The sequence below is a fragment of the Pseudomonas trutticola BRTCR10 genome (genome assembly GCF_056155105.1).
On the sequence record NZ_CM149552.1, the window covers coordinates 5,641,947 to 5,666,912 of the forward strand.

Genomic DNA, 24,966 nt, shown 5'->3' on the forward strand with positions numbered 1-24,966 from the left:
CCCCGCTTTCCCCTAGCCAATTCACGCAATAGCCAAACGCCAGCCGTTTTGACCTTACGCAATCTTTACCCGGAAAAATTCACAATCTGCCAATAGGCACTTGCTATTTGATGAATAAGAATTATTCTCATTGAAACCTTTCAAGGAGATTAGAACCATGACTTATTTGATCGACGCGTGGCTGGATCGCCCACACCCTTACCTCAGAATCCTCCATCGGGAGACCGGTGAAGTCTGTGCGGTGCTTGAAGAAGAAGCCTTGCATGAACTGCAGGATCAGGGGGATCTGGACGTCAGCAGCCTGAATTCCAGTGAGCCGCTGGTGCTCAAGGAGCTGGTGCGCAATCTGTTCCTGTTCTGCTACGCCCGGGCGTTGCGCCCGACCAGCGAACTGCATCACAAGATAGAACTATGAAACGCGGTAAAAACTGTAGGAGTGAGCCTGCTCGCGATAGCGGTGTATCAGACAACACATCAGTCGACTGAAAACACGCCATCGCGAGCAGGCTCACTCCTACATTAGCCCGCCATCAAGGCAGGCCAGGTCTTACAGAACGTCGAGCAGTTCGACGTCAAACACCAGAACGCTGTGCGGCGGGATGCTGCCAACGCCTTGCGCGCCGTAAGCCAGCTCGCTCGGCACGTACAGACGCCATTTGCTGCCGGCATTCATCAGTTGCAGGGCTTCGGTCCAGCCAGGGATCACGCCGCCAACCGGGAATTCTGCAGGCTGGCCGCGCTCGTAGGAGCTGTCGAACACGGTGCCGTCGATCAGCGTGCCGTGGTAGTGAGTACGCACCTGGTCTTCACGGGTCGGCTTGGCGCCTTCACCTTGAGTCAGCACTTCGAATTGCAGGCCGGAAGCCAGAGTGGTGATGCCGTCACGCTTGGCGTTTTCAGCCAGGAAGGCCAGGCCTTCGCCAGCAGCGGCTTCAGCCTTGGCAGCTGCTTCGGCTTGCATGATCTCGCGGATCACTTTGAAGCTGGCGGACATTTCTTCCTGACCCACACGGCTTTCCTTACCGGCGAAAGCGTCGGTCAGACCGGCCAGGATCGCGTCCAGGCTGACACCCGGTGGCGGATTGTCGCGCAGCTGGTCACCCAACTGACGGCCGATGCCGTAGCTGACGCGGGTTTCGTCGGTGGACAGATTTACTTCGGACATGACACTGCTCCGCTGTGCGGACGGCCACAAGACTTGCCGTGCGTGCACAGCGCGTCCCGGCGCGCCCGGAACCAAAAGGGCGAGCAGACTAGCACAGATGCCAGACCTGTGGCGCGCAGGGCCTACAGGGCCGAGCGCCAGGCAAGCGGTACTTTCAGGCTTTCCTCGCCACTGGCGCCGAGGCCACACATTTCATCGTGTACCGAGGTGTGTACGAGGTTGAACGGCAACACCGGGAAACTGTGCAAAAGATCCCGTGCGTGCTCGACCGAACGCAGCGTCAGCATGTTGCCCTTGAGATCACTCAACGGGTACGCCGCGCCATGCATCCGCGCTTCGAGCAGGTAAATCCCGCCTTCCATGGAGATCAGGTTCAGCTCATCAACCTTTTTGGCGATGGCAAACGCATTCAACTCTTGCAGGTTCATGAACACACCTCACGCAGTGGCGAGCCAAGACGTCTACAGGGATATGCCCGCGCGCAACAAAGCACAAGCCACAAACGACACCGCCCGTCTGTTTCGCAACAGACGGGCGGTGTTTTTTGCAGCGATCAAAACGTGATCAGTGCTTGGTGACCTTGTCCAGATAACCCATCGCGCAAGCCGAGAGCACGAAGGTCATGTGAATGATCACGTACCACTTCAGATGCTCGGGATCGACGTTCTTGGCATCCATGAAGATCCGCAACAGGTGGATCGAGGAGATCGCCACGATCGAGGCCGCCACTTTCATCTTCAACGACGAAGAATCCATGGTGCCCAGCCAGTTGAGCTTTTCCTTGCCTTCATCGATGTCCAGTTGCGAGACGAAGTTCTCGTAGCCGGAAATCATCACCATGACCAGCAAGCCGCCCACCAGAGCCATATCGATCAGCGACAGCAACACCAGAATCAGATCCGATTCAGCCATCGAGAACACATTGGGAATGACGTGGAAAACTTCCTGGAAGAACTTCAGCGCCAGCGCCAGCAACCCGAGGGAGAGCCCGAAGTAGATCGGCGCCAACAGCCAGCGCGAGGTGTACATTGCGTTTTCGATAAAGCGTTCCATTGAATCTCACACATGGGGTGGGGGTGGTAATCGGCGGCGAGTATACCAGCCACCTGTGACACCCAGAAACTGCCCGAAAATCCGTCACCTGCGCGTGTGTGGCATTTTTTTCTGCTAGTGTCCAAGCCAATGACAGCTCAGCGACAGCGGACAGGACGAGTGGAAATGGATGTGCGATTGCCGATAACGACTGCCGGAATTTGCTTGACCCTGCTCCTCGGCGGCTGCTCGCCCGGTGACGAGAAGCATGCGCTCAGCCTGGAAGAAAAAACCGCAAAATTCGAACAGTCACTCGATGCCATCAGCGATCCGAAGCTCAAGGACGCCGTCACCGAACTCGGCGGCTCGCTGCTGTTGCTTGAACGCGCCCAGCTCAAACTCGACAGCATGGTGGCAAAAACCGAATACGGTGAAGACGCCCTCGGCATCCTCAAGCACTACCCTGCCCCGCAGGCGCTGGTCGACACCTTCATCAATGGCCTGTTCGTGCTGCACAAGGACGCCAGTTCCGATTACCTCACGGATCTGCAACCGGTCTTCCCGTTCAACCTCAACATTCCCGGCGGCTTCCTGTTTCCCCATGGCGTGGAATGGCAATCGGTCACCCTGAGCAACAAGCGCGTCATTGCTTACCAGCCGGAGTGGTCGGAAACCGATCCAGGCATTCAGTTAAGCCCCTCAAGCTCCAACGTCACCAATCCCGATGACCTGACCGTGACCTACCCGTTCATCGACGGCCTCGACGTGGACAAGAAAACCCAGCCACAACCGGTGAGCCTGCAAGGCAAAGTGGAAGTGATCGCGCCGCGACGTCTGTTCAGTTTCGATCTGAGTAAAAAGGATGTCGGTCAGACGCGTACCGATGACAACCTCAGCGTCAAAGTGCTGAAACTGGAAAAGAACTACGCCGAGGTCGAATTCAGCAACAACCTGCCATTGGCTCCGGAAGTCGCCGACGCCCAGCTCAATCCGCTGATCGTTCAGGCCCGCGACGCCACCGGGCAATATCTGGTGCGTGCCGGCTCGATCAACGAAAGCCCGGAGCAGGTGTCCTTCTACGAAAAACAACTGGCACACCTGCAACAGCAGAAGACCTGGAGCGACACGCTGGAAAAACAGCTCGGCGACGAACAGCAAGCCTTCGATCAACAGCACCCGCGCCGTTACAACAAGGTCTACTTCAACGGCCCGATCGAAACCCTGGAAGTCAGTGTGCTCGACTTCTCGGCAGTCACCGTGACCCGCAAAACGCTGGATCTGCCCATTCGCGCGTTCCATCAGCACACCACGGAAAAAGCCATCCAGCCGCTGGATCTGCCGGTGGTGGTGTATGACGATCTGGCCGTGAACTGGCTCAAAGGCGCAAGCCTCACTGAAGAGCAGTTGAAGGCTGGCATCCGTGTCCATCAATCGGTTGAAGACCCAAGCGCCGCGCGCATCGAGTTTTCCCATCGCCGCACCTTCAACGATGAACTGCTCGGCGATGACTTCAACCCCGGTGAAAGCCCGGTGACATTCTTCACCGAAAAACGCAGCGGCAAACTCGATGAACCCATCGAACTGCCGCCCGAGGCTTATCAGGTTGATCCGCTGCGAGCGACGATCACCTACGATTTGAATCTGTTCCCGGAAACCCCGGCGATCGCCGTTGGCTCGATGCCGCTGTTTCTGGCAACGGTCGACAAGAAATCCTACGACGGCAAGTCTCTGCCCAAAGGCCTGGAGATCAAGAACAACACGCTGGTGGTGGACCTGAAACTGTTCCCCGCCAACGAGTGGCGATTCTTCGTCAAGGACGACAGTGGCAATTACCTGAAGCAGATTCTTTCGGTCAGCCACGACGCGAGCGCAGAAGGCCCGGCGCTGTTTGGCGTGCATTATTTTTATGGCCGTCCAACTCACGTGGAGACCTATCAGCGAACCGACCTCGCCACCGTGCAATACGGTTTTGAGGTCAAACTCGACAAGGCGCAGATGCCTGATTCGGCACCCTGAAAAGATCGCAACCTGCAGCAGTCCCTGCGCAGATCTGCGTCAATTGAGGCTGCGGCCTCGGCCACCGTTGATCTGCCGCAGCTGGGCTTGCAGGTGCAGGCTCCAGATCTGCGGATCGTCGGCCAACTGATAGCCGTGCATCGTCAGACTTTCAACGATGGTGTCGAGGATTGACTCGGCGGCGATCGGTCCGTGAAACGGGCCCTGAGCTTTGATGGCGGAAGGTTGTTCGCCGGCCATGCCGGCAGCGAAGAGCAGCGTCCACATGCCGTTATCGCCGGCCAACGGTTTGATGGCGCATTCGATGCGGGTCACAAGACCCAGGCATTGACGGGTGAGGCAGAGGTTGCGCGACATGGCGGCGACCCTCGGTGAAGCCGGTATTCAGCCCTCACGGGAGGACTGGCTCGATCCAGTGATACTGTCGATATCCTTGAGCTGAGAATAGAAGAAAAGTCCGCCGCGCAAGCCGGATAGAACCAAAAGGCGCCGAATGGTCATTGTGTGAATATTGGCGCCAGAGTGATGGCACATTTCCCGAAGATCACTGCAAAAACCAATGTGGAAAACAAATGCAGGAGTGAGCCTGCTCTCGATGGCAACGTGTCAGGCAACATTTTTGCCGACTGACACACCGCCATTGCGAGCAGGCTCACTCCTGCAGTTTGACCGCGCCAGGCTTAAGCGGGTTTGGCTTCGGCCAATGCTTCCTGCGCCAATTCCTTCTCGGCTTCCTTGAGGTCTTCTTCGCTGATCATTTCGGCGATGTCGCGCAAGCGCTCGACCACCCGCGCGTTGATGCTGCCTTCAGGGAATTCGCCCTCCTCGTTTGGCGTACCCGCCGGCTCGCCGGCCAGCAGACTCAACGCCTCATCAGCCTGACGCACCGCGTAAACGTGGAATTGCCCGGCGCGCACCGCCGCCAGCACTTTCTCATCCAACATCAGTGTCGCCACGTTGGCCTGCGGAATGATCGCGCCCTGCTCGCCCGTCAGACCGCGTGCTTCGCAGAGACGGAAGAAGCCTTCGATCTTCTCGTTGACCCCGCCGACCGCCTGCACCTCACCGAACTGGTTGATCGAACCGGTGATCGCGAAGCACTGCTTGAGCGGGGTTTTCGACAGCGCCGAAATCAGCGTGCACGCCTCGCCCAGCGACGCACTGTCGCCATCGACGTAACCGTAGGATTGCTCCAGCGCGATGCTCGCGGAAATCGCCAATGGGAATTCCTGGGCGTAACGGCTACCCAGATAACCGGTGAGGATCATCACGCCTTTGGAGTGGATCGGTTGACCGAGATTGACCTCGCGCTCGATGTCGACGATGCCGCTGCCGCCCGGGTACACCGTGGCGGAAATCCGCGCCGGCACACCGAACGCCGAGTCGCCGACCTCAAGCACCGTCAGACCGTTGCACTTGCCGACCGCCGCGCCATCGGTGTCGATCAGAATGATCCCGGCGAGCATGTCGTCGAGAATCCGCGCCGAGACACGCCCGGTGCGGGTCGCCTTGGCTTTCAGGGCTCGCTCGATGTGCCCGGCATCAGTCATTTCATCGCCAGCCAGATGACGGATGAAATCCGCTTCGCTGACCAGTTGGAACAGATCGCCGATACGCGCCGACAAACGCCCCTGATGTTCGGCCAGACGCGCGCTGTAGGTGGCCAGGCGCGCCACGGCATCTGCAGTCAACGGCGCCATGCCTTCTTCCGAAGTACGGGTTTTCAACAGCTGGGCGAACTGCTCCAGGCTCTCGTCGACCATCGGAATGTCTTCGTCGAAATCGACCAGAACGCGGAACATCTCCTGAAAGTCCGGATCAAGGTCTTGCAACGTGTAATACAGCGACCGCGCACCGATGATGATGACTTTGACCTGCAACGGAATGTGCTGCGGGTTGAGCGTCACGGTGGCGAAGCGGCCCATCTCGCCCAGTGGCGATTCCATTTTCAGCTTGCGCGATTGCAGAGCACGCTTGAGCGCATCCCACACGAACGGCTCGCTGAGCATTTTTTCTGCTTCAAGGATCAGGAAACCACCGTTGGCGCGGTGCAAGGCCCCCGGACGCAACTGACGATAGGTGGTGTAGAGCGCGCCCTGATCGGTGGTGTATTCGATGCGGCCGAACAGATTTTCATAGGTCGGATGCGGCTCGAACACCACCGGCGCACCGCCGCTGGCCGGATGACCGACCACCAGGCTTGGTGCGTATTGCTCTTCCAGCAGCTTGCGCGCGACGGCGTCGGTCTTGCTGTCGTCGACCAGTTGCTCGACAACGGTTTTCAGCAGATACACCTGCATCGCTTGCAGATAACCGCAGACAGCAGCATTTTCTGCGTACTTCTCCGACAGTGGCGACAGCAACGGCTGCAAGGCCAGCGTGATGGTTTCTTCGTTGAGCGAACGCAGTTGGTTGTTCGACTCGCGCTTCCACTGCGGCAGGCTGGCGAGTTCTTCGTTCAGGCGCTCTTCGAGGCCGGAGATGTCATCGTGGAAACGCTCGCGATCAGCCTCCGGCAATTGCGAAAACTCGGCTTCATCCAGCGCCTTGCCATCAAGCATCGGCGTGAACGCGATGTTGCTGCTGTCGCGGTACAGGGCGACGTCTTTTTCCAGGGCCAGACGCTCGATGATGTCGAGGGCCTTGTCGTAGCGCTGGTTGAAAGCGCGGTCGATGGCGCTTTTCTTTTGCTGGTAGGACGGGTGCTCGAACACCGCCGGAAAAGTCGCCAGCAGGTTGTCGATCAAACCGTTGATGTCACCGATGAACGCGCCGGCCGTGCCCGATGGCAGTTCCAGGGCGCGGGGCTCGCGCGGTTCATCGAAGTTGTTGACGTAGACCCAGTCGGCCGGGGTCTGCAGGCGCTTGCCTTCGGCCTTCAGGTAGCGTTTGACGAACGAGAAGCGACCGGTACCGGGCTCGCCCATGACAAAGACGTTGTAACCGGGGCGTGGCATGGCCACACCGAACTGCAAGGCTTCGACCGCGCGTTCCTGGCCGAGCACACCGCGAAAGGGCTCCAGATCATTGGTGGTAGTGAAGCTGAACTGTTCAGCGGAAAACGGACGGGTCAGCGCTTCGGGCGCTAGACGCAAGCTGGCAGCAACAGGATCAGGCATCGGGCTTCCTTAACAATCAGGCGGGGCAGATAGCGGCATTCTGGCGCTGCCCGTGCCCCACTGGCAAGGCGCGCCATGTGACAAAGCATAGACAACTCGCCCTCTGCGCAGCAGGCCCCCGGAAAACGGGCTTATGACCAAATCTTTTGTAAAAAATCACGGAACTGCGGGAACGTGCCTAAACTCCAAACTGCGCGGCTGGAACTAATACCGGCCCACTGGCTTCGTTTGGGTCTGTTTCGTACAGAGCTTGGGGGCCAGAACCCTGTCCATTGGTATGCACACAAAGAGAACAAAGCTATGAAACGGATTCTTCTCGGTACTCTCTTCACCGCTGTATCCATCAACGCAATGGCGCAAGCCCCGGGCGGCCCGGATTGCGGTTGGGGCAACATGCTGTTCGAAGGTCAGCGTGGCACCCCGGCGCACTTCCTCGCTTCCACCACCAACGGCACTTCCGGTAACGCCACCTTCGGCATGACTTCCGGCACCAACGGCTGCTCGACCAACGCATCGCTGACCTACGGCGGCAAATCCTGGTTTGCCATGAATGGCATGATGAACGAGCTGTCCGAAGACATGGCCAAGGGCAACGGCGAAGCGCTGACGACCTACGCCGTGGTACTGGGCGTGGCGCCGGAAGACCGTGCGCACTTTGCTGCCGTCACTCACGAGCACTTCCAGCAGATCTTCAGCAAGGCTGACGTGACCGCTGAAGACGTGCATACCAACACCCTGGCCGTTCTGAAATCAGACCCACGTCTGGCCAAGTACGCGACTCAGGCTTAAGCTCGGCCTCACCCGCTTCCTTCGGGAAGCGGGTTTTGTTTTTTGAACGTGCCCTTCCCGGGCAATACCAGAAAAGTCATGCTTGACGGTGACCTGTGGCGAGGGGATTTATCCCCGATCGGCTGCGAAGCAGTCGGGAAACCTTTGCATGCGGTGTATCTGATGCAATGGAGTTGCAGGGATGGGGGCTACTGCGTAGCCCATCGGGGATAAATCCCCTCGCCACGGGGTATGAGTTTCCCCGCTGACTGCTCGGTATTCCCGCCATTCGGGCTTTTGTTTCTTTCTTGTTTAAGTTGCCAACTATGCTCAAACGCCTTGCCTGGCTGGCGCTCTGTGTCTGCGCCCCGCTGTCCGCCGCGCCAAACATCGACCCTCAACGTTTGCAGCAACTGGCCAACGACCGTTTCTGGATTTCCCTCGGTCACTACGAGACCGCCAAACTCGGCGGCTGGCGCAGCTATGTCAGCGACAGGAAATTCTTTCTCGCCCCTGATGGCAATGAGCACCCCGATCACGAACTGGCCGCCACCGTGCAGGCGCTGTACGCCCCGGCCAGCCTCGGCGAGCAACATGCACAATGCGTTTATCCGGCGCGCACCCGTTGGCTGAAAGCACAACTCAACCTTAACGATCTGCCGACGCCGGAATGCGCCGAATACAAGAAATGGATCAAGGACGTGTCGCCGCACAGCGCGGTGATGATCTTCCCGGCTGCATATCTCAACAGCCCGTCATCGATGTTCGGCCACACCCTGCTGCGCATCGATCAGGCTGACGTGCAAAGCGACAAGACCTCGCTGCTCAGTTACGCGATCAACTTCGGCGCCTATATCGAAGGTTCCGACAACAGCATTCTCTACGCTTGGAAAGGCTTGATGGGCGGCTATCCCGGCCTGTTCGCGCTGGTGCCGTACCAGGAAAAACTCTCCGAATACCGCAGCCTGGAAAACCGCGACCTGTGGGAATACCGGCTGAACCTGACGCAAGAAGAAACCGCACGCATGGTCGAGCATGTGTGGGAGTTGAAGCAGATCCAGTTCGACTATTTCTTCTTCGACGAAAACTGCTCGTATCGTCTGCTTGAACTGCTGCAAGTGGCGCGCCCGAGCCTGCGCCTGACCGAACAATTCCCGCTGACCGCGATCCCCACCGACACGGTCAAAGCGGTGAAAGAGGCCGGGCTGGTGGAAAGTATTGAATACCGCCCATCCCGCGAGCGTGAATTGCTCAGCCGCGCCGAGCCGCTGAGTGGCGCAGAACAGCAATGGGTACTGAAGGTCAGCGCCGATCAACAGCAGCTGCAAGACCCGGCCTTCAAAGCCCTGCCCCGCGCCCGCCAAGCCTTGATCATCGACGCGGCTTACCGCTTGGAACGCTATCGCGCCAACGGTCAGGAACGCGATCCGCAGCGGGCGCAACGCAGTTTCGAACTGCTGCGGGCGATCAATAAAAACCCGGCACCGGATCTGGAAATCCCACAACCCGGTCTGCCCGAAGACGGCCACGAATCACGCACCTGGCAGGCCGGAATCGGCACACGGGGCGATCGTGCTTTCGGCGAGTATGGCTTGCGCATGGCTTACCACGACCTGAACGACAATGCCGAAAGTTTCCCACTGGGTGCGCAGATCGAAATCCTGCAGATGAAACTGCGCCAGTACGAAGGCAATCACTGGCAATTCCAGCAACTCGATCTCGCGACCATTCGTTCGCTGACACCGCGCAATGAGTTGTTGCAGCCGCTGTCATGGCAGGTCACTGGCGGGCTTGAGCGCGTACCGGGCAAGCATGACGACGAAACGCTGGTCAGCCACGTCAATGGTGGCGGGGGTGGTACGTGGCAATTGGGCGAAGACGTGCTGGGTTTCGCCCTCGGTACGGTGCGGGTTGAACACAACAATGACTTCGCCGGTTTCATCGCCCCGGCGGCCGGCTTCAACAGTGGCGTGTTGTGGAAAAACCCGCTGGGCAATCTGAGTGTGGAGGCCAAGGGTGATTACTTCACCAACGGCGAAGTGCGCCGCAGCCTGAGCCTTAATCAGCAGTGGGAATTGTCGCGCAACCTTGGTTTGCGCCTGAGTGCGCAGCGTGAGTTCAGCCACGTCGCGACGCCAGAGACGGAAGTCATGCTCGAAGTGAAGTGGTATCACTACTGATCAGGCACATCGCAGAACCTGTGGGAGCGGGCTTGCCCGCGATAGCGGACTGTCAGCCGACAAAGATGTTGAGTCTGATGGCCTCGTCGCGGGCAAGCCCGCTCCCACAGGGTTCTCCGGTGTTCAACGAAATACTCACATGTCTTTCACCAACGTCCGACGAATCCCCTTCTAGACTTTCCCCATAAGCCGTGTGACGGCTCGGGAGAGTGCGATGTGGCGGTGTGCGGGTTTGCTGGGGGTTTTGCTGTTGCTGGGTGGTTGCCAATCCACCCATGAAGATCTGATCGCCAAAGGTTATCCACCGGCCTTCGCCGACGGTTTCGATGACGGTTGTGTCAGTGGCCGGCAGGCTGCCGGTTCGATCAGCGGCGAGTTTCGCAAGAACGTGCCGCGCTATCTGAAGGATAAGCAGTACGCCGACGGCTGGACCGATGGCTTCCGCCAGTGTCAGGCAATGCTGGAAAACAAGGATCGCGAAGACTACCGCAACGAACACTGGGACCAACGCGAGCGCGCCTGGCAGCAGCAGAAAGATCAGGACGCCGGGCGGGCCTATCGTTCGCAATAGGTCGCTTGCAGACATCCAGTGAAACCAAATGCCTGCGACCATGGCCAGACTCTATAAAGAGGAGGACACCATGAGCCGCGCTTTCGTCAACGAAGACAACGCCGCCGCGCAAGCCGATCAACCGGTCGAACGCCATGTCAGCGAACAGCCCAATTACGTTACGCCGCAAGGTCTGGCGCAGTTGCAGGCCAAAGTCGCCGAGCTGCAAGCGCTGCACGCCGAACAATCGGCCAAGGGAGACCAGGCAGACAAACAACGCCAGGCCGATCTGGAGCGCGATCTGCGCTATTTCAATCAACGCCTGAGCAGCGCTCAGGTGGCTGTCGCCGCCACCTCCACCGACAAGGTGCAGATTGGCAGTTGGGTGACCTACGCCGACGAACACGACACCGAACGCCGGGTGCAACTGGTCGGTGAAGATCAGGCCGACGCCAGCAAAGGCCTGATCAATTGGGGCTCTCCGTTGGGCCGGGCATTGCTTGGCGCCCGACTCAACGATGAGGTGCTGTGGCAGCGCCCCGCTGGCGATCAAGTGATTGAAGTGATCCGCATTGAACCGGCTTAAACCACGCCTTGGGCCAGCATCGCATCGGCGACTTTGACGAAGCCGGCGATGTTTGCGCCTTTGACGTAGTTGATCCGCCCGTTCTCTTCGCCGTAATGCACGCACGCGTGATGGATCGACTGCATGATCGCGTGGAGCTTGCTGTCGACCTCTCCGGCCGTCCACAACAGGCGCATGGCGTTCTGCGACATCTCCAGACCGCTCACCGCCACGCCGCCGGCATTCGATGCCTTGCCAGGCGCGAACAGAATCCCGGCCTCGATAAAGATATCCACAGCCTCCAGTGTGGTCGGCATGTTCGCGCCTTCGGCCACGCACACGCAACCGTTGCGCAGCAAGGCGCGAGCGGCTTCGGCGTCGAGTTCATTCTGAGTGGCGCATGGCAGCGCGATGTCGCATTGCAGCGACCACGGGTGCTGACCGGCGCGGAACTCCAGACCGAATGCCGTGGCCAATTCGCTGATGCGGCCGCGCTTGACGTTTTTCAGTTCCAGCAGCGCCAGCCATTGCTCTTCGCTCAGGCCTGCCTCGCAGTACAGCGTGCCTTCGGAGTCGGACAGCGAAATCACCTTGCCGCCCAGGTCCATGACCTTGCGCGCCGCGTACTGCGCAACGTTGCCGGAACCGGAGATCGCCACGCGTTTGCCTTCGACGGTTTGCTCACGACGCTTAAGCATCTCTTCCGCGAAATACACGCAACCGAAACCGGTGGCTTCCGGGCGAATCAGGCTGCCGCCATACGTCATGCCTTTGCCGGTCAGCACGCTGGTGAACTGGTTGCTCAGGCGCTTGTACTGGCCGAAGAGGAAACCAATCTCCCGCGCGCCGACGCCGATGTCACCGGCCGGCACATCGACGTCCGAACCGATGTGACGGTACAGCTCACTCATGAACGCCTGGCAGAAACGCATGACTTCGGCATCGCTCTTGCCCTTCGGATCGAAGTCCGAACCACCCTTGCCGCCGCCCATGGGCAGCGAAGTCAGGGAATTCTTGAAGGTCTGTTCAAAGGCGAGAAACTTCAACACGCCCATGTTCACTGATGGGTGGAAACGCAAGCCGCCCTTGTACGGGCCGATGGCGCTGTTCATCTGAATGCGGAAACCGCGATTGACCTGAACCTTGCCTTGATCGTCGACCCACGACACGCGAAACACCACCGCTCGCTCCGGCTCGCAAATGCGTTCCATAATCCCCGAGGTCAGGTAATGCGGATTGGCTTCGAGAAACGGCCACAGACTGCGCAGGACTTCTTCGACGGCCTGGTGGAATTCAGGCTGATCCGGGTCACGTTTTTTCAGCCGGGCGAGGAAGGATTCGACGGATTCGATCATGGGAAAAGTCTCGGCAAATTTATTGTCGTTGGAAGAGATTGAGCCGGACTGTAACAAACGAATTGCGCACAGGAACAGAGCAAAATGTCGCAGTTATGAAATTAAATGGTGCACAGGATATAAATCGGTTCGTTTTTTGCCCTGATTTCGCACCTGAATAGGGAGACCAAATTCAAGTCATGCACCAACAGTTACACCGCCATCGCTGGCAAGCCAGCTCCCACAGTTTCCAGCGGCGTTCACAAAAATCAGGGCATGACAAAAATTCTGTGGGAGCTGGCTTGCCAGCGATGAATCCCACTCGGTCAACCTGAAAACCCAGGCAAAAAAAACGGAGCCCGAAGGCTCCGCTTTTTCATGCAACCAACCCGAATCAGGCCAGTTTCTTGTGACGTACCCGGTGTGGCTGGGCAGCTGCTTCGCCGAGACGCTTTTTGCGATCGGCTTCGTACTCGGTGTAGTTACCTTCGAAGAAGATCGCTTGCGAGTCGTCTTCGTACGCCAGGATGTGTGTCGCCACGCGGTCAAGGAACCACCGATCGTGAGAGATCACAATGGCGGCGCCCGGGAAGTCCAGCAGGGCTTCTTCCAGGGAACGCAGGGTTTCAACGTCGAGGTCGTTGGACGGTTCGTCGAGCAGCAGGACGTTGCCGCCCTCCTTCAGGGTCAGCGCCAGGTGCAGACGACCGCGCTCACCACCGGACAGGTCCTTGACGAACTTCTGCTGGTCGCCGCCCTTGAAGTTGAAGCGACCGACATAGGTACGCGACGGGATCTCGTAGTTGCCGATGCGAATCTGGTCGGAACCGTCGGAGATCTGCTGGAACACAGTCTTGCTGCCATCCAGGTCATCGCGGCTCTGATCGACGCAGGCCAGTTGCACGGTTTCGCCGACTTCGATGCTGCCCGAATCCGGCTGCTCCTTGCCCATCAGCATGCGGAACAGAGTCGATTTACCGGCACCGTTACCGCCGATCACGCCGACGATGGCGCCCTTCGGCATCGAGAACGACAGGTTGTCGATCAACACGCGATCGCCGTAGCCCTTGGTGACGTTTTTGAATTCGATGACCTTGTCGCCCAGGCGTGGACCGGCCGGGATGTAGATCTCGTTGGTTTCCGAACGCTTCTGGAATTCCTGCGATTGCATTTCTTCGAAGCGTTGCAGACGTGCCTTGGATTTCGACTGGCGGGCTTTGGCGCCTTTGCGCACCCACTCCAGTTCTTCCTTCATGGCTTTTTCGTGCGCCGACTGCTGCTTGGATTCAGCGGCCAGACGATCGGACTTGGCTTCAAGCCAACCCGAGTAGTTGCCTTCGTATGGAATGCCCGCGCCGCGGTCGAGTTCGAGAATCCAGCCGGCGACGTTGTCGAGGAAGTAACGGTCGTGCGTGATCGCTACCACGGTGCCCGGGAAGTCGTGCAGGAAGTGCTCGAGCCACGCAACGGAATCGGCGTCCAAGTGGTTGGTCGGTTCGTCGAGCAGCAGCATGTCCGGGGCGGACAGCAGCAGGCGGCACAGGGCCACACGACGCTTCTCACCACCCGACAGGTGTTCTACTTTCGCATCCCAGGCCGGCAGACGCAGCGCATCGGCGGCGACTTCCAGTTGGCGCTCAAGGTTGTGACCGTCGCTGGCCTGCAGGATCGCTTCGAGTTTGGCCTGCTCGGCGGCGAGTTTGTCGAAGTCGGCATCCGGATCGGCGTAAGCCGCGTAGACCTCGTCCAGACGCGCTTGCGCATCCTTGATCACGCTGACCGCTTCCTCGACCACTTCACGCACGGTCTTGGTCGGATCAAGTTGTGGCTCTTGCGGCAGATAACCGATGTTCAGGTCCGGCATCGGACGGGCTTCGCCCTCGAACTCGGTGTCGACGCCGGCCATGATTTTCAGCAGCGTGGACTTACCCGAACCGTTGAGGCCGAGTACGCCGATCTTGGCGCCGGGGAAGAAGGACAGCGAAATGTTTTTGAGGATTTCCCGCTTCGGCGGAACAACTTTGCCCAGCCGATGCATGGTGAAGACGTATTGAGCCATGGAGAACCTTGGGTCAGTGACAGATGAATGATTGGAGCGCAGGCGATGCCCGGCCAGGCCGATGCGCGTCGTTCACTTGATCACTTGTTGGCCATCAAGGCGTGCGCGCTAAAAAAACCTGAGTCTAGGAGCTGGAACGCTCCCGCGTAACCGGCAAAGCTACCTTAATGACGGAAGGCAGTCCAGCCGCGAGGGGCTGGCACTTCGCCACAACTCAAGGCATGCTAGCCGCCCTTCGGGCGTCCGGCTTATAGTGCACGTCGCGCCAGTCCAGCCAAACCGCAGGATTACAGCTTGTCCAACGTTACCCCGCCAGCTTCTGTGAGCGCGTCCAATCCGGGGACCGGCTCGCCCCTGCGCGGCACATTAAAGGGTGCGCTGGCGACGCTCGTGCTTTTGCTATTGGCGTTGCTGTTCTGGCAACTGCTTGACCAACTGCGCGAAACCCAGAAAAACCAGCGCCAGTACACCATCGACTACACTGCCGACCTCGCCTCGCAGGTCAGCCTGAACATGGCGCTGAACGCGCAAATCGCCCTCAATCTGCTACCGATCGTCGAACAACCGCAATCGGCCGACGAACAGCAGCAATTGCTACGCAAGCTCCAGCAATCGTTACCGGACTTGCGCAGTCTGGCGTTACTCAGCCCCTCCGGCAAAATCATCAGCGACAGCGCCGCCGACAGCTCCGACGCCGTCTACCTCACCGAACTGGTGCGGCGCAGCCATGCCCAGGCGCATTACTTCAGTAACGCCGACGACGGTTCGACGGTGCATCTGTTACTCCACCAGGCCAGTGGCAGCACCCGTGGTTATTGGGCCTTGCGCCTGACACCGACGTTCTTTGATTCACTGACCAAACAGAGTGAAACCGGACTGCGCCCGTTGTGGCTGGTGGAAAACCGCATCAACCACCAGATCATCAGTCGCGACGAAGCCCTGCCGTCGGCCAAACCCGGCGTCCTCAGCCCGGACGATCTGGCCAACACCGTGCTCACCGTGCCGCTGAGCAGCAGCGATTGGCAATTGCGCGGGCTGTTCGACCGCCAGCGTGTGCTCGAAGAACTGCTGCCGGCTTTCATCGGCAAATGCCTGCTGGGCCTGGCCTTCTCGATGCTGCCGGTGATCGCCTTGCTGAACATGCGCCGCCGTCAGCGCCAGGTGCATGAAGGGCGTCGACGTTATCAGGACATTTTCGAGGGCACCGGTGTTGCCCTTTGCGTACTTGATTTGTCCGGGCTGAAACAGGTTTTCGAACGTGCGCAGATCCAGACCAGCGATCAGCTCAAGGCCTGGCTCGACCAACCGCAGCAGCGCCAGCAATTACTTCAGGAGCTGCGCGTCACCGAGGTCAATCAGGTGGCGCTGCAACTGCTCAACGTCAATTCCTGCGAGCACGCCTGGCAACTGTTGATCGACGGTCATCCGCACCGTCACTGTGCGATTGGCAACCAGGTGCTCGACGCCGTGCTCCAGCAGCAAAAGCAGCTGGAACTGGAAATCAAACTGCCGGACATCAACGGTCGCGACCAGCACCTGTGGATGGTCCTGCGCCTGCCGACCGAACAGCATGACTACAAAGCGGTAATCCTCAGCATCAACGACATCACCAGCCGCAAGCTGGTCGAGTTGTCGCTGCTGGAGCGTGAAGGCTTCTGGTCGGACGTGGTGCGTACCGTGCCGGATCACCTGTACGTGCAAGACGTGATCAGCCAGCGGATGATTTTCAGCAACCACCACCTCGGCCAGACCCTCGGTTACAACCGCTCCGAATTGCATCAGATGGGCGAATACTTCTGGGAAATTCTCCTGCACCCGGAAGACGCCGATTACTACCACCGCTCGCGGCAGATGCAGCGCCACGCCGGTTACAGTCAGTTGCTGCAATGTCAGTTACGTTTCCGTCATCGCGATGGCGAGTGGCGGCGCTTCGACATCCGTGAACAGGCACTGGCGCGCGACAAGCACGATCAGGTCACGCGCATCATCGGCGTGGCCAAGGACATCACCGAACAGATCGAGGCCAGCGAATCGCTGCGCGACAGCGAGCAGCGCTACCGCATGCTCGCCGAAAGCATCAGTGACGTGATTTTCTCCACCGACAGCAAACTCTCGCTGAACTACGTCAGCCCCTCGGTGCAGGCGGTGCTGGGCTACGACGCCGAGTGGATTTTCCAGAACGGCTGGCAATCGACCATCGCCAATCCGCAGCAACTGAGTGGCATCTACAGCTTGATGGATCGGGTCAGCAAGGCGCTGGACAAACCCGAGCAACTGGCGCTGTTGCGCAATCAAGTGCAGACGCAACTGTTCCTGTTCGACTGCCTGCGCGCCGACGGCCGCAAGATCCCGATCGAACTGCGTCTGGTGTTGGTTTGGGATGAACACGGTGCGTTTGAAGGCGTGCTCGGTGTCGGTCGCGACATCAGCCAGCAACGCCGCGCCGAGAAAGACCTGCGCATGGCCGCCACGGTGTTCGAACACTCGACCTCGGCGATTCTGATCACCGACCCGGCCGGTTATATCGTCCAGGCCAACGAAGCGTTCAGCAGGGTCAGCGGTTACGCGGTGAGCGAGGTGCTCGACCAGTTGCCGAACATGCTCACCGTCGACGAACAGCAGGACGCGCACCTGCGCTACGTGCTCAAGCAATTGCACTTGCACAACACCTGGGAAGGCGAAGTCTGGCTCAAGCGCCGTAACGGCGAGCATTATCCGGCCTGGGTCGGCATCACCGCCGTGCTCGACGACGAAGGCGACCTGGCCAGTTACGTGTGTTTCTTCAGCGACATCAGCGAGCGCAAGGCCAGCGAGCAGCGCATCCATCGCCTCGCCTACTACGACGCCCTGACCCACCTGCCCAACCGCACGCTGTTCCAGGATCGCCTGCACACCGCGCTGCAATCGGCCGAACGGCAGAAGTCGTGGGTGGTGCTGATGTTCCTTGACCTCGACCGCTTCAAACCGATCAACGATTCCCTCGGCCATGCCGCCGGCGACCGCATGTTGAAAGACATGGCCACGCGCCTGCTGGCCTGCGTCGATGATGACGACACCGTGGCGCGCATGGGCGGCGATGAGTTCACCTTGCTCCTGCAACACCGCTCCAGCCGCGAGATGGCGCTGAACCGGGCGATTCATGTGGCCGAGCAGATTCTCGCCAGCCTCGTGCGTCCATTCGTACTGGAAAGTCGCGAGTTCTTCGTCACCGCGAGCATCGGCATCGCCCTGAGCCCGCAGGATGGCAACGAACTCAGCCAGTTGATGAAGAACGCCGACACCGCGATGTACCACGCCAAGGAGCGCGGCAAGAACAACTTCCAGTTCTATCAGGCCGACATGAACGCCAGTGCGCTCGAACGCCTGGAACTCGAAAGCGACCTGCGCCACGCCCTGGAGCAGAACGAATTCGTCCTGTATTACCAGCCGCAGTTCAGCGGCGACGGCAAACGCCTGACCGGCGCCGAAGCCTTGCTGCGCTGGCGCCATCCGCGTCGAGGGCTGGTGCCGCCGGGGGATTTCATTCCGGTGCTGGAAGAGCTCGGGCTGGTGGTGGACGTCGGCGACTGGGTGATCAGCGAGGCTTGCCGTCAGCTCAAGACCTGGCACCAGAACCGAGTGCGCGTACCGAAGGTGTCGGTAAACATTTCCGCCAGGCAGTTCTCCGACGGCCAGCTCGGCACGCGAATCGCCACGATCCTGCGCGAAACCGGCCTGCCGCCGGCGTGCCTGGAGCTGGAGCTGACTGAAAGTATTTTGATGCGTGAAGTCAGCGAAGCGATGCAGATTCTCGCCGGCCTGAAAAACCTTGGCCTGAGCATTGCGGTCGACGATTTCGGCACCGGTTATTCATCGCTGAACTACCTCAAGCAATTCCCGATCGACGTGCTGAAGATCGACCGCACCTTCGTCGACGGCCTGCCGTCCGGTGAGCAGGACGCGCAGATCGCCCGGGCAATCATCGCCATGGCCCACAGCCTGAATCTGGCGGTAATCGCTGAAGGCGTGGAAACCCATGAGCAACTGGACTTCCTGCGTGAGCATGGTTGCGATGAGGTTCAGGGGTATCTGTTCGGGCGGCCGATGCCGGCGAGCCGGTTCGAGGCGCAGTTCAGCAATGACGCGCTCTTCATGTTCGACTGAACATCTGCGGTGCGGCCTTCGCGAGCAGGCTCGCTCCCACAGGAATTGATGTCGATCATAAAATCGCAGGCCTGCCTCGATTACTGTGGGAGCTGGCTTGCCAGCGATGGGGCCAGCAAAAGCACCGCACATCTGTCATGAACGCCACTTGTCTGCGACATGATGTCGTTTCATATGCCATCCAAAACCCATTGGGTTAGAATGCCCCCCTTTTCTGCCCCCGATCCTTGAGGACCGCCATGTTCAGCCGTGATTTGACTATTGCCAAGTACGACGCCGATCTTTTTGCCGCCATGGAGCAAGAAGCTCAGCGCCAGGAAGAACACATCGAGCTGATCGCTTCGGAAAACTACACCAGCCCAGCGGTGATGGAGGCTCAAGGCTCGGTTCTGACCAACAAGTACGCCGAAGGCTACCCGGGCAAGCGTTACTACGGTGGTTGCGAGTTCGTCGACGTTGTTGAGCAACTGGCCATCGACCGCGCCAAAGAGCTGTTCGGCGCCGATTACGCCAACGTTCAGCCGCACGCCGGTTCGCAAGCCAACGCCGCTGTTTACCTGGCCCTGCTGCAAGGTGGCGACACCATCCTGGGCATGAGCCTGGCCCACGGTGGTCACCTGACCCACGGCGCCAGCGTTTCCTCCTCCGGCAAGCTGTACAACGCCGTGCAGTACGGCATCGACGCCAACGGCCTGATCGACTACGACGAAGTCGAGCGTCTGGCGGTTGAGCACAAGCCGAAAATGATCGTGGCCGGTTTCTCTGCCTACTCGCAGATCCTGGACTTCCCGCGTTTCCGCGCCATTGCTGACAAAGTCGGTGCCTACCTGTTCGTCGACATGGCTCACGTAGCCGGTCTGGTCGCCGCTGGCGTCTACCCGAACCCGGTGCCTTTCGCTGACGTCGTGACCACCACCACGCACAAGACCCTGCGCGGTCCACGTGGCGGCCTGATCCTGGCGCGCGCCAACGCCGAGATCGAGAAGAAGCTGAACTCCGCGGTATTCCCGGGCGCCCAGGGCGGTCCGCTGGAGCACGTGATCGCCGCTAAAGCGATCTGCTTCAAGGAAGCGCTGCAGCCTGAGTTCAAGGCCTACCAGGAACAAGTGGTGCTGAACGCCCAGGCCATGGCCGAAGTGTTCATCGAGCGCGGTTTCGACGTGGTTTCGGGCGGTACCAAAAACCACCTGTTCCTGCTGTCGCTGATCAAGCAGGACATCTCCGGTAAAGACGCCGACGCCGCTCTGGGCAAAGCGTTCATCACCGTGAACAAAAATTCCGTGCCAAACGATCCACGCTCGCCGTTCGTTACTTCCGGCCTGCGTTTCGGTACCCCGGCTGTGACCACTCGCGGCTTCAAGCAAGCCGAGTGCAAAGAGCTGGCCGGCTGGATCTGCGACATCCTGGCTGACCTGAACAACGAAGCGGTGATCGACGCCGTTCGTGAGAAAGTCAAAGCCATCTGCAAGAAACTGCCGGTATACGGCGCGTAATTGCGACGTTAAATCTGCAGCATGAAAAACCGGCCAAGTGATTGGCCGGTTTTTTTTCGCCTGAATTTTTTCAAACGCTTGAACCGCTCAAGAATGGGACTTACCGCACAACTGGTCAGACCGGTCATGCCAATTCGTCATTTTTCACTTGCGATCTCGAAAAAACAGCGCCTAGACTGCACCCGCACTGGACATACCGGTAAGACCACAATAATTAAGTCCTGAATCTGATGCGCCAAGCGCACGGCAGCCAGGACACCGACCAGGATTCCTCCCATGCTCAGATGGTGCTCCCGTTCAATCTTCCTCCAAGTGGTTCTCGGACTGATGCTCGGCATCGTCTGCGGGCTGACCCTCCCTGAATACTCGGCCCAGCTCAAACCGCTCGGCGACGGTTTCATCAAACTGATCAAGATGCTCATCGGCCTGATCGTGTTCTGCGTGGTGGTCAGCGGCATCAGTGGCGCGGGCGATCTGAAGAAGGTTGGCCGGATCGGTCTCAAATCGGTGATCTACTTTGAAGTGTTGACCACCATCGCGCTGGTGATCGGCCTGGTATTCGCCTTCAGCACCGGCATCGGCAGCGGCGCGAATATCCATCTGGAGCAGCTGTCCGCCGCCGACATGGGCGACATCGCCGAGCGCGGTCAACACATGCACACCACCACACAGTTCCTGATGGATCTGATCCCGACTTCGGTGATCGGCGCATTTGCCGACAACAACATCCTGCAAGTGCTGCTGTTTTCGGTGCTGTTCGGCAGTGCGTTGAATCTGGTCGGTGAAGCGGCGTCGGGCATCTCGCGACTGATCAACGAACTGAGCCACGTGATCTTCCGGATCATGGGCATGATCGTGCGTCTGGCGCCAATCGGCGTATTCGGCGCCATCGCCTTCACCACCAGCAAATATGGCCTCGACTCGCTGCAACATCTGGGCAGTCTGGTCGGCCTGTTTTATCTGACCTGCATCGCGTTCGTCAGCGTGATTCTCGGTCTGGTGATGCGCGCCTCCGGCCTGCGCATGTGGCCGCTGCTGAAATACCTGCGCGAAGAATTGCTGATCGTCATGGGCACCGCGTCCTCCGATGCCGTGCTGCCGCAGATCATGCGCAAACTTGAACACTTGGGTATCGGCAGCTCGACCGTCGGCCTGGTGATCCCCACGGGCTACTCGTTCAACCTCGACGGTTTCTCGATCTACCTCACCCTGGCCATCGTGTTCATCGCCAACGCGACCGGCACGCCGCTGGCCATGACCGACCTGCTGACGATTCTGCTGGTGTCACTGATTACTTCCAAAGGCGCCCACGGGATTCCCGGTTCGGCGCTGGTGATTCTCGCGGCGACGCTGACGGCGATCCCGGCGATTCCGGTGGTCGGTCTGGTGCTGGTGCTGGCGGTGGACTGGTTCATGGGCATCGGCCGGGCACTGACTAACCTGATCGGCAACTGCGTCGCCACCGTGGCCATCGCCCGTTGGGAAAAAGACATCGACGTACAACGAGCCAACAAAGTACTGAGCGGCCAGCAGGGCTACACCTTTCAGCCGCGTAAAACAGCAACTCCGGCGCACCAGCAAGAGTTCTGATTTTCAACCCTGCCGGGATGGCCGCTGGCTGCGATCTTTTGATCTGGCTTGCGGCGTCTCTCGCAGGCACATGGAGCTAGACCAGTGATAACCACATCAACCGTCGTCAACTCAGTCGTAGAAAAACTCCGCGCGGCATTGGCCCGTGGTCAGTGGCGCTCCGGCGACATGCTGCCGGGTCAGCGCGAATTGGCCGAACAACTGGGCATCAGCCGCCCAAGCCTGCGCGAAGCGGTGATCGTCCTGGAAACCCTCGGCCTCGTCCGCTCGATGCCGGGCAAAGGCGTGGTGGTGCTCGACGCGCAACTGAGCGACAGCCAAAGCCACGACAGCGCAGTGGCCGGCGCCAGCCTCGAAGACGTGCTGCAACTGCGTTACACCCTTGAACCGTTCATCGTCGGCCTGGTTGCACAGTCGATCAGCAGCAAGGAAGTCGGCCAGTTGCGCCTGACCTTGATGGACATGCGCGAAGCCCTCGACGCGGGCGACAGCGAAGCCGGGGTCAGCGCCTACATCGCGTTCCATGAGGAACTGTTCACCCTGACCTCGAACCCGATTTTCCAGAGCGTGGTGCAGCAGACCAGCAATGCCCTCAAGCAGAGCGCCGAAGTGCTGCGCAACTCCCCGGAACACCTCGCCGAACGCCTCGAAGAAAACGAAGCCGTAGTGCGTGCAATCCGCAGCAAGAACAGCGCCCAGGCCAGCGCCGAAATGCGCCGGCACATTCTGCGCGAAGGTCAGCGCATGGGCATCGAGCTGAACATTCCGGAAGACAACTTGAGCAACTGAATTTCTTCACACTGGAGACCGGCCATGAACAGTCTTGCCACGCCGTCGCACAACCGCCAGATGTCGACTGCCCTGCCCTTCTCCCGCCTGCGAGCGCCGGTGGAGGATCTGTATCCACGGCTGTTCGATGCAATTCTGGAACAACGTATCGCACCCGCCAGCCGCTTCACCGAAGAGAGCCTCAAGCAGATGTTCGGTGTCAGCCGCGCAGATGTGCGGCGGGCGCTGACGCAGTTGGCACATGAGCACATCATCGTGCTGCGCGCCAATCATCGGCCACGCGTTGCCGAGCTGGACGCGGAGCACACAAGGCAGACGTTGCATGCCCGGCGACTTGCCGAAAGCACGCTGGTGCGGCTGGCTTGTCAGCGGCCGTCGGTTGAAGGGCTCAAGCGCCTGCGCGCCTTGATCGAACGTGAGCGTCAGGCCGTCGAGCAGGATCGGCGTGGCGCGGCCATTCGCTTGTCGGGGGAGTTTCATCTGCAATTGGCGCAGATGGCAGGAAATGCACCGTTGGCGCATTTTCTGCGAAGTCTGGTGCCGCTGACGTCGCTGGCAATTGCAAGGAGTTCGCGGAACACGCACAGCTGTTGCGCGTGGCAGGAGCATGTGGCGATTGTCGAGGAGGTGGAATGTGGCGATGCTGCCAAGGCCGGGTTGCTGATGAATCGGCATCTGGATCATCTGGAGCAAGCCCTGCTGAGTTCACCCCTTGGGCATTGTGTTGCCGGGTAAATCGCTATCGCTGGCAAGCCAGCTCCCACAGGGTTCGAGTCCACCGCTAGAACTGTGGGAGCGGGCTTGCCCGCGATGGCGTCATCACGGGCACCGAGCAGCCCTCAGCCCGCCGCTACCCGCGCAAACCCCGCCCGAATTTTCTCTTCCGGCAGATCATCGGCAATAAATACAATCACACTTTCCCGCACCTCACCCTCGGCCCACTCGGTGTCCCAGTCGAAGCCGTACAACTTCAGAACGCCCTGGAATACCAACCGCCGATCTTCCCCGGCAATATTCAGCACGCCCTTGTAACGCAGCAATTGCTTGCCGTGCTCTTCCAGCAGTTCATTCATGAACTCGCTGAGCTGATCGATATCCAGCGGCTGATCGGTGCGCAGCACCAGACTGGAGATGCGATCGATGGACGGTGCTTTGCTCACCGGCCGCAGGCTCAACCCGCCGCCAAGGTCGGCATTGAGATTGAAGCCACGTACGTCGAGCAGTTCGGCCAGATCGATGTTGCCGTGCTCGACCACGCGGATCGGCGCGCGGCGGTTGATCCGGGTCAGACGCTCGCTCAACGCCGTGAATGCGGCTTCGTCGACCAGATCGGTCTTGCTCACCAGCAAGCGGTCGGCGAAACCGATCTGCGCCTGGGCGATGGTCTGGGTCAGATGATGCTCGGCGTGCGCGGCATCGACCAGCGTGATGATGCCGTCGAGCAGATAACGCTCGCGCAGTTCTTCGTCGATGAAGAAGGTCTGCGCCACTGGCGCCGGATCGGCCAGCCCGGTGCATTCGATCACCAGACGATCAAAGGCAATTTCGCCGCTGTCCAAGCGCTCAAGCAGCAAATACAGGGCTTTGGTCAGATCAGTGTGGATGGTGCAGCAGACGCAGCCATTGGCCAACGTCATGACTTGCACCGGCTCGTCGCCCAACAACTGGGTGTCGATACCGGCGTCGCTGAATTCGTTTTCGATCACGGCGATTTTCAGGCCGTGCTCGGCTTTCAACAGGTGGCGCAGCAAGGTGGTCTTGCCGGCGCCGAGGAAACCGCTGAGTACCGTTACAGGTATGGGAGAAGACAAAACACGATCTCCTGAAAGAAACACAAAAACAAATGTGGGAGCGAGCCTGCTCGCGAAGGGGTCGTGTCAGTCGACATCATTGCTCGATGACACACCGCTTTCGCGAGCAAGCCCGCTCCCACAGGGGGATTGCATCAACCGAAGGCTGTCAGCTCAACAGCACTTCGGCCCACCCTTGCCACCATAACGGGCTTCCTGACGTTCGCGAAAGAACATCTCATAGCTCATCACCGGTTTGTCCGGGTGCTTGGTTTGCATATGCTCGACGTAAGTGTCGTAGTCAGGCATGCCGACCATCAGGCGCGCGGCCTGCCCGAGGTATTTACCGAGGCGACTCAGGTCATTGAACATG

At 59.5% G+C, this 24,966-nt stretch carries 20 protein-coding genes; 11 read left to right on the forward strand and 9 right to left on the reverse strand.

Translation table 11 applies throughout. From position 1 onward, the window contains the following. The first annotated feature begins 157 nt into the window (after positions 1–157). On the forward strand, positions 158–415 hold the full coding sequence (locus tag ACVVH8_RS25630) for a PA4570 family protein (protein ID WP_034153845.1): 258 nt from the start codon (positions 158–160) through the stop codon (positions 413–415). Positions 416–547: 132 nt separating this feature from the next. On the opposite strand, the gene ACVVH8_RS25635 is transcribed toward ACVVH8_RS25630, so the two are convergent. From ACVVH8_RS25635 to ACVVH8_RS25645, 3 genes are all read right to left on the reverse strand, one after another. Beyond that, entirely contained in the window at positions 548–1,165 is a 618-nt protein-coding gene (locus tag ACVVH8_RS25635; protein ID WP_103303603.1) for an FKBP-type peptidyl-prolyl cis-trans isomerase, read from the reverse strand. A gap of 122 nt (positions 1,166–1,287) precedes the next feature. Then, entirely contained in the window at positions 1,288–1,593 is a 306-nt protein-coding gene (locus ACVVH8_RS25640) for a DUF6482 family protein (protein ID WP_103303604.1), read from the reverse strand. Positions 1,594–1,729: 136 nt separating this feature from the next. Then, positions 1,730–2,218, reverse strand: a complete 489-nt coding sequence (locus tag ACVVH8_RS25645; RefSeq protein WP_103303605.1) for a TIGR00645 family protein — start codon at positions 2,216–2,218, stop codon at positions 1,730–1,732. A 165-nt stretch (positions 2,219–2,383) separates the two neighbouring features. Here ACVVH8_RS25645 and ACVVH8_RS25650 point away from each other — a divergent pair, with 165 nt between their 5' ends. Next, a complete protein-coding gene (locus ACVVH8_RS25650) occupies positions 2,384–4,213 on the forward strand; it encodes a hypothetical protein (RefSeq protein ID WP_475226996.1) in 1,830 nt (609 codons plus the stop codon). A 39-nt stretch (positions 4,214–4,252) separates the two neighbouring features. On the opposite strand, the gene ACVVH8_RS25655 is transcribed toward ACVVH8_RS25650, so the two are convergent. Both ACVVH8_RS25655 and ACVVH8_RS25660 read right to left on the reverse strand, forming a co-directional pair. Then, the gene (locus ACVVH8_RS25655; protein ID WP_103303607.1) at positions 4,253–4,570 is read right to left on the reverse strand and encodes a PA4575 family protein; all 318 of its coding nucleotides are present in this window, start codon (positions 4,568–4,570) and stop codon (positions 4,253–4,255) included. Between the two features lie 323 nt (positions 4,571–4,893). Continuing rightward, a complete protein-coding gene (locus ACVVH8_RS25660) occupies positions 4,894–7,332 on the reverse strand; it encodes a Lon protease family protein (RefSeq protein ID WP_213026631.1) in 2,439 nt (812 codons plus the stop codon). A 300-nt stretch (positions 7,333–7,632) separates the two neighbouring features. Between ACVVH8_RS25660 and ACVVH8_RS25665 the strand changes: the two genes are divergently transcribed. The 4 genes from ACVVH8_RS25665 (at position 7,633) to ACVVH8_RS25680 (ending at position 11,416) form a co-directional block, all read left to right on the forward strand. Further along, positions 7,633–8,121, forward strand: a complete 489-nt coding sequence (locus tag ACVVH8_RS25665; protein WP_007909797.1) for a DUF3015 domain-containing protein — start codon at positions 7,633–7,635, stop codon at positions 8,119–8,121. A gap of 305 nt (positions 8,122–8,426) precedes the next feature. Beyond that, the gene (locus ACVVH8_RS25670) at positions 8,427–10,280 is read left to right on the forward strand and encodes an Lnb N-terminal periplasmic domain-containing protein (RefSeq protein WP_475226999.1); all 1,854 of its coding nucleotides are present in this window, start codon (positions 8,427–8,429) and stop codon (positions 10,278–10,280) included. 214 nt (positions 10,281–10,494) lie between these two features. Beyond that, positions 10,495–10,851 (forward strand): hypothetical protein, encoded by a 357-nt coding sequence (locus ACVVH8_RS25675; protein WP_103303610.1) that lies wholly within the window; start codon positions 10,495–10,497, stop codon positions 10,849–10,851. Between the two features lie 70 nt (positions 10,852–10,921). Continuing rightward, positions 10,922–11,416: a GreA/GreB family elongation factor gene (locus ACVVH8_RS25680; RefSeq protein WP_213026633.1), complete on the forward strand. Its 495-nt coding sequence runs from the start codon at positions 10,922–10,924 to the stop codon at positions 11,414–11,416. Here the strand turns inward: ACVVH8_RS25680 and gdhA are convergent. Next, positions 11,413–12,750: an NADP-specific glutamate dehydrogenase gene (gene gdhA, locus ACVVH8_RS25685; protein ID WP_475227001.1), complete on the reverse strand. Its 1,338-nt coding sequence runs from the start codon at positions 12,748–12,750 to the stop codon at positions 11,413–11,415. The genes ACVVH8_RS25680 and gdhA overlap by 4 nt on opposite strands. Before the next feature lie 373 nt (positions 12,751–13,123). After that, positions 13,124–14,788 carry an energy-dependent translational throttle protein EttA gene (ettA, locus tag ACVVH8_RS25690; protein ID WP_093434780.1) on the reverse strand — a complete coding sequence of 555 codons (1,665 nt, stop codon included), beginning with the start codon at positions 14,786–14,788 and terminating at the stop codon, positions 13,124–13,126. Positions 14,789–15,082: 294 nt separating this feature from the next. On the opposite strand from ettA, the gene morA reads away from it, so the two are divergent. From morA to ACVVH8_RS25715, 5 genes are all read left to right on the forward strand, one after another. After that, entirely contained in the window at positions 15,083–18,931 is a 3,849-nt protein-coding gene (morA, locus tag ACVVH8_RS25695) for a cyclic di-GMP receptor MorA (RefSeq protein ID WP_103303613.1), read from the forward strand. Positions 18,932–19,170: 239 nt separating this feature from the next. Then, a complete protein-coding gene (glyA, locus tag ACVVH8_RS25700; protein WP_103303614.1) occupies positions 19,171–20,424 on the forward strand; it encodes a serine hydroxymethyltransferase in 1,254 nt (417 codons plus the stop codon). A gap of 276 nt (positions 20,425–20,700) precedes the next feature. Further along, complete coding sequence (locus ACVVH8_RS25705) at positions 20,701–22,014, forward strand: C4-dicarboxylate transporter DctA (protein ID WP_103303615.1); 1,314 nt, start codon at positions 20,701–20,703, stop codon at positions 22,012–22,014. Between the two features lie 84 nt (positions 22,015–22,098). After that, a complete protein-coding gene (locus tag ACVVH8_RS25710) occupies positions 22,099–22,803 on the forward strand; it encodes a FadR/GntR family transcriptional regulator (protein WP_103303616.1) in 705 nt (234 codons plus the stop codon). A 24-nt stretch (positions 22,804–22,827) separates the two neighbouring features. After that, positions 22,828–23,538, forward strand: coding sequence for a GntR family transcriptional regulator (locus ACVVH8_RS25715; protein ID WP_475227003.1), 711 nt, complete (start codon positions 22,828–22,830; stop codon positions 23,536–23,538). 104 nt (positions 23,539–23,642) lie between these two features. On the opposite strand, the gene yjiA is transcribed toward ACVVH8_RS25715, so the two are convergent. Beyond that, positions 23,643–24,614, reverse strand: a complete 972-nt coding sequence (yjiA, locus tag ACVVH8_RS25720) for a GTPase (protein WP_315446308.1) — start codon at positions 24,612–24,614, stop codon at positions 23,643–23,645. Between the two features lie 153 nt (positions 24,615–24,767). Continuing rightward, positions 24,768–24,965 (reverse strand): YbdD/YjiX family protein, encoded by a 198-nt coding sequence (locus ACVVH8_RS25725; RefSeq protein WP_003228401.1) that lies wholly within the window; start codon positions 24,963–24,965, stop codon positions 24,768–24,770. Position 24,966: the final 1 nt, after the last annotated feature.

What these genes read in the sequence shown, in the direction of transcription:
- ACVVH8_RS25650 (WP_475226996.1), top strand. Translation starts at nt 2,384, where the DNA reads ATGGATGTGCGATTGCCGATAACGACTGCCGGAATTTGCTTGACCCTG.
- ACVVH8_RS25715 (WP_475227003.1), top strand. Translation starts at nt 22,828, where the DNA reads ATGAACAGTCTTGCCACGCCGTCGCACAACCGCCAGATGTCGACTGCC.
- ACVVH8_RS25680 (WP_213026633.1), top strand. Translation starts at nt 10,922, where the DNA reads ATGAGCCGCGCTTTCGTCAACGAAGACAACGCCGCCGCGCAAGCCGAT.
- ACVVH8_RS25665 (WP_007909797.1), top strand. Translation starts at nt 7,633, where the DNA reads ATGAAACGGATTCTTCTCGGTACTCTCTTCACCGCTGTATCCATCAAC.
- ACVVH8_RS25725 (WP_003228401.1), bottom strand. Translation starts at nt 24,965, where the DNA reads ATGTTCAATGACCTGAGTCGCCTCGGTAAATACCTCGGGCAGGCCGCG.
- ettA (WP_093434780.1), bottom strand. Translation starts at nt 14,788, where the DNA reads ATGGCTCAATACGTCTTCACCATGCATCGGCTGGGCAAAGTTGTTCCG.
- ACVVH8_RS25635 (WP_103303603.1), bottom strand. Translation starts at nt 1,165, where the DNA reads ATGTCCGAAGTAAATCTGTCCACCGACGAAACCCGCGTCAGCTACGGC.
- glyA (WP_103303614.1), top strand. Translation starts at nt 19,171, where the DNA reads ATGTTCAGCCGTGATTTGACTATTGCCAAGTACGACGCCGATCTTTTT.
- ACVVH8_RS25645 (WP_103303605.1), bottom strand. Translation starts at nt 2,218, where the DNA reads ATGGAACGCTTTATCGAAAACGCAATGTACACCTCGCGCTGGCTGTTG.
- ACVVH8_RS25630 (WP_034153845.1), top strand. Translation starts at nt 158, where the DNA reads ATGACTTATTTGATCGACGCGTGGCTGGATCGCCCACACCCTTACCTC.
- ACVVH8_RS25705 (WP_103303615.1), top strand. Translation starts at nt 20,701, where the DNA reads ATGCTCAGATGGTGCTCCCGTTCAATCTTCCTCCAAGTGGTTCTCGGA.
- ACVVH8_RS25660 (WP_213026631.1), bottom strand. Translation starts at nt 7,332, where the DNA reads ATGCCTGATCCTGTTGCTGCCAGCTTGCGTCTAGCGCCCGAAGCGCTG.
- ACVVH8_RS25640 (WP_103303604.1), bottom strand. Translation starts at nt 1,593, where the DNA reads ATGAACCTGCAAGAGTTGAATGCGTTTGCCATCGCCAAAAAGGTTGAT.
- ACVVH8_RS25670 (WP_475226999.1), top strand. Translation starts at nt 8,427, where the DNA reads ATGCTCAAACGCCTTGCCTGGCTGGCGCTCTGTGTCTGCGCCCCGCTG.
- gdhA (WP_475227001.1), bottom strand. Translation starts at nt 12,750, where the DNA reads ATGATCGAATCCGTCGAATCCTTCCTCGCCCGGCTGAAAAAACGTGAC.
- ACVVH8_RS25655 (WP_103303607.1), bottom strand. Translation starts at nt 4,570, where the DNA reads ATGTCGCGCAACCTCTGCCTCACCCGTCAATGCCTGGGTCTTGTGACC.
- ACVVH8_RS25675 (WP_103303610.1), top strand. Translation starts at nt 10,495, where the DNA reads ATGTGGCGGTGTGCGGGTTTGCTGGGGGTTTTGCTGTTGCTGGGTGGT.